The organism is Acidovorax sp., assembly GCF_046341535.1.
In the GTDB taxonomy this organism is placed as follows: Bacteria; Pseudomonadota; Gammaproteobacteria; order Burkholderiales; family Burkholderiaceae_C; genus Acidovorax.
Genome location: NZ_JBKDRI010000022.1, coordinates 1 through 4,246, shown reverse-complemented (window position 1 = coordinate 4,246; position 4,246 = coordinate 1). Strand labels below are relative to the sequence as shown.

The following is a 4,246-nucleotide window of genomic DNA, read 5'->3' as shown; positions in this document are numbered from 1 at the left end:
CCATCACTCCCGGATCTGCCGCCCGGTCAGCTTCAGGAACAGATCCTCCAGGTTGGCGGGCCGGTGCAGCGTGCGCAGGTGGCCATGCTGGCGCAGGGCCTCCAGCAGCGGCAGGGCGTTGGCGGTGTAGAAGAACACCGTCTCGCCGCTCACTTCGATGCGGGCTGCGATTTCGCGCAGCACGGGCTCTTGCGCCAGCGCGACGGCACCCACGCCAAACACTTCCACCACGTCCGGCTCCAGGTGCTCTGTGATCAGGTCGCGCGGCCTGCCTTCGGCAATCTTTCGGCCCTGGTCGAGCACCAGCAGGCGCGAGCACAGGCGTTCGGCCTCGTCCATGAAGTGGGTGGTCAGCAAAATGGACTTGCCCTGCTGCAGCAATTGCTGCAGGCGTTCCCACATCAGGTGACGGGCCTGTGGATCCAGCCCGGTGGTGGGCTCATCGAGCAGCAGCAGGCGCGGGTTGTTGACCAGTGCGCGTGCCAGCGACAGGCGCCGCTTCATGCCGCCCGATAGCTCCCCGGGCCTGGCCTGCGCCTTGTGGGCCAGCGCGGCAAATTCCAGCAACTGCGGCACCCGGTCCTCCATCACGGCGCGCTTGAGGCCGAAATAGCGGCCGAACACGCGCAGGTTCTCGGCGCAGGTGAAATCCGGATCCAGCGTGTCGAACTGCGTGACCACGCCCAGTTGCGCCTTGATGGCCAGGGCATCGCGCGGCATGTGCAGGGGCGGCTGGCCGGGCTCGGGGTAAAACTGCACCGTGCCCTCATCGGGCGTGGTCAGGCCCAGGCACATGCGGATGGTGGTGGTTTTGCCCGCGCCGTTCGGACCAATGACACCCAGGCATTCGCCGGGGGCGATGGCAAACGACACATCGTCCACCACGCGGGCGTCGCCGTAGCGCTTGCCCAGGTTCAGTGCTTCAAACAGTGCGGTCATGCGGCCATTGTGTGTGATGCGTTCGTGGTTTGTGCCGTGCGGGCAGGGCTGGCTGCCGCCGGGCCGGGTGCGGTCAGCGGCACCACGGCCCTTTACTGGAAGGCCACCTCGGCAAAGCTGCGCAGCTTGCGGCTGTGCAGGCGCTCCACGCCGCCCTTGCGCAGGATCTCGACGGCCCGCATGCCAATGCGAAGGTGCTGGTCCACCCGTTCGCGGTAGAAGTGGTTGGCCATGCCAGGCAGCTTGATTTCGCCATGCAGGGGCTTGTCGCTCACGCACAGCAGGGTGCCGTAGGGCACGCGGAAGCGAAAACCATTGGCCGCAATGGTGGCGCTTTCCATGTCCAGCGCCACGGCCCGGCTTTGGCTGAAGCGGCGCTGGGGCGTGTTGTCGGGCAGCAGTTCCCAGTTGCGGTTGTCGGTGCTGGCCACGGTGCCGGTGCGCATGAAGCGCTTGAGGTCGGCCTCGGGCACCTGGGTCACGTCGGCCACGGCTTGTTGCAATGCCAGCTGGATCTCGGCCAGGGCCGGGATGGGCACCCACAGCGGCAGGTCTTCGTCGAGCACATGGTCTTCTCGCACATAGGCGTGGGCCAGCACGTAGTCGCCCAGCTGCTGGCTGTTGCGCAGCCCCGCGCAGTGGCCCAGCATCATCCAGGCGTGCGGTCGCAGCACGGCAATGTGGTCGGTGATGGTCTTGGCGTTGGAGGGGCCCACGCCGATGTTCACCATGGTGATGCCGCTGGCGTTTTTGTGCACCAGGTGGTAGGCGGGCATCTGCGGCAACCGGGACGGGGCAGCGCCCAGCTCGTCACCCGATTCGGCGCTGAGCCCCACGCGGCGTGTGACCACGTTGCCCGGCTCGATGAAGGCGATGTACTCGCTGTCCTTGTTTGCCATCTCGGCGTGGCCCAGTCGCACGAATTCGTCGATGTAGAACTGGTAGTTGGTGAACAGCACAAAGCGCTGAAACCACTCGGGCGCAGTGCCGGTGTAGTGGCGCAGGCGGTGCAGCGAATAGTCCACGCGCGGCGCGGTGAACAGCGATAGTGGCTGGGCCTCGCCGGGGCGGGCCTCCCAGGTGCCGTTGGCAATGCCGTCGTCCATGGCGGCCAGATCCGGAAGGTCGAACACGTCGCGCATGAGCATGCGGCGCTCGCGGCTCAGCGTGCCTTCGATGTGGTCGTGTTCGGCAAACGAGAAGTGGATGGGAATGGGATGCCCGCTGGTGCCCACTTCCAGCTCCACATTGTGGCTGGCACGCAGCAGGCGGAACTGTTCGGTGTAGTAGCGCGCAAACAGGTCCGGGCGCGTCAGCGTGGTCTCGTAGCGGCCGGGGCCTTCCACAAAACCATAGGCCAGCTTGCTGTCGGCCCGCGACACGGTGGTGGTGTGCACGCGCACAAACGGGTAGAAGGCGCGTACCCCGCCCTGGGGCGTCTCACCGGCCACAAAGCGCTGCATGGCATCGCGCAGGTGGTCAATCTGTTGTTGATAGATGCGCTGCACCTGGGCCAGCGCTTCGGCCGGATCGGTGTGGCGGGTAGGGGCGATGAAGGGGGGGATGAGAGGCATGACGCTATTGTCCACAAGCGCCGCGCCTGCTTGCAGGGGGGTAGGCCGGTGGGGCCGGATAATCCCCGCATGACCTTCAGCGAACACCCAGCCAGCGCCGCCTTCAGCACGCTGGCCCTCAGCCCGGCCATGCTGGCCAACTTGCAGCAACTGGGCTACCGGACCATGACCCCCATCCAGGCAGCGAGCCTGCCGCCTGCGTTGCTGGGCAAGGACCTGATTGCCCAGGCCAGCACGGGCAGCGGCAAGACCGCCGCCTTTGCCCTGGCCCTGCTGGCCAACCTCAACCCCCGCCGGTTTGTCGTGCAGGCCCTGGTGCTGTGCCCCACGCGCGAGCTGGCCGACCAGGTAACGACGGAAATCCGCCGTCTGGCGCGTGCGGAGGAAAACATCAAGGTCGTGACCCTGTGCGGCGGCGTGCCGCTGCGCGGTCAGATGCTAAGCCTGGAGCACGGCGCGCACATCTTGGTGGGCACGCCCGGCCGGGTGATGGACCACCTGGAGCGGCAGCACCTCAGCCTGGAAGCGCTCAACACCCTGGTGCTGGACGAAGCCGACCGCATGCTGGACATGGGTTTCTTTGACGACATCGTGACCGTGGCGCGCCAGTGCCCCAAAGAGCGCCAGACCCTGCTGTTCTCGGCCACCTACCCCGAAGGCATCGCCAAGCTGGCCGCCCAGTTCATGAAAAGCCCGCAGCAGATCACGGTGCAGGCCCAGCATGCCGAGGGCAAGATCGAGCAGCGCTGGTACGAGGTGAAAAACAGCGAGCGCCTGCATGCCGTGTCGCAGCTACTCAATCACTTCCGGCCCGATTCATCGATTGCCTTTTGCAACACCAAGCAGCAGTGCCGCGACCTGGTGGCGGTGCTGCAGGCACAGGGCTTCAGCGCGCTGGCGCTGTATGGCGAGCTCGAGCAGCGCGAGCGTGATCAGGTGCTGGTGCAGTTTGCCAACAAGAGCTGCTCGGTGCTGGTGGCCACCGACGTGGCGGCGCGCGGCCTGGACATTGCCAACCTGGCCGCCGTGATCAACGTGGACGTGACCCCCGACCCCGAGGTGCACATCCACCGCATCGGCCGCACGGGCCGGGGCGATGCCGAGGGCCTGGCGCTGAGCCTGGCCAGCATGGACGAGATGGGCCACGTGGGCAAGATCGAGCAATTGCAGGGCCGCGCATCGCGCTGGTTCCCGCTGGCAGAGCTCACGCCCACCGGCCGCGGGCCGCTGGTGCCGCCCATGGTCACCCTCCAGATCATCGGCGGCCGCAAGGAAAAAATCCGCGCGGGCGACGTGCTGGGCGCGCTGACCGGCGACATGGGCTACACCCGCGAGCAGGTGGGCAAGATCAACGTCAACGACTTTTCCACCTATGTGGCGGTGGACCGCGCCATCGGCGCGCAGGCCGTGCAGCGCCTGAACCAGGGCCGCGTCAAGGGCAAGGCCGTGAAGGCCCGGCTGGTGACTGCCGACGGACGCGCCGACTGAACGCCGCGCGCGTCCATGCGGCGGAAAATCAGATTAAAAAATGCCGGTTACGCCTGATACGTAAGACTTTGTAGCTATCTAAAACGTAGCATAGTGCCCGCCTGTCCCTAGGAGCCTGTCGGACTTGGAAATCGTCGGCTGCAAATCGACCGCAGCGGTCCATTTTTAACCGCCTTTTTGCCCCATAGCTCGGCTATGGGGCTGCAAATTCGGCAAAAACTGTCCTCGCTCTCGCCGATTTTCGC

At 66.1% G+C, this 4,246-nt stretch carries 3 protein-coding genes; 1 reads left to right on the top strand and 2 read right to left on the bottom strand.

Features of this window, described 5'->3' with window-relative positions:
• Positions 1-3: 3 nt before the first annotated feature.
• Together ACK543_RS01220 and ACK543_RS01215 are read right to left on the bottom strand one after the other, a co-directional pair.
• Positions 4-939: an ATP-binding cassette domain-containing protein gene (locus ACK543_RS01220; protein WP_409941062.1), complete on the bottom strand. Its 936-nt coding sequence runs from the start codon at positions 937-939 to the stop codon at positions 4-6.
• Positions 940-1,031: 92 nt separating this feature from the next.
• Positions 1,032-2,513, bottom strand: coding sequence for an AMP nucleosidase (locus ACK543_RS01215; RefSeq protein WP_409941061.1), 1,482 nt, complete (start codon positions 2,511-2,513; stop codon positions 1,032-1,034).
• Between the two features lie 69 nt (positions 2,514-2,582).
• Between ACK543_RS01215 and dbpA the strand changes: the two genes are divergently transcribed.
• Entirely contained in the window at positions 2,583-4,001 is a 1,419-nt protein-coding gene (gene dbpA, locus ACK543_RS01210) for an ATP-dependent RNA helicase DbpA (protein WP_409941060.1), read from the top strand.
• Positions 4,002-4,246 lie beyond the last annotated feature (245 nt).

Bases quoted from the DNA above. Each gene is read 5' to 3' on its own strand.
- ACK543_RS01215 (WP_409941061.1), bottom strand. From the start codon at position 2,513: ATGCCTCTCATCCCCCCCTTCATCGCCCCTACCCGCCACACCGATCCG.
- dbpA (WP_409941060.1), top strand. From the start codon at position 2,583: ATGACCTTCAGCGAACACCCAGCCAGCGCCGCCTTCAGCACGCTGGCC.
- ACK543_RS01220 (WP_409941062.1), bottom strand. From the start codon at position 939: ATGACCGCACTGTTTGAAGCACTGAACCTGGGCAAGCGCTACGGCGAC.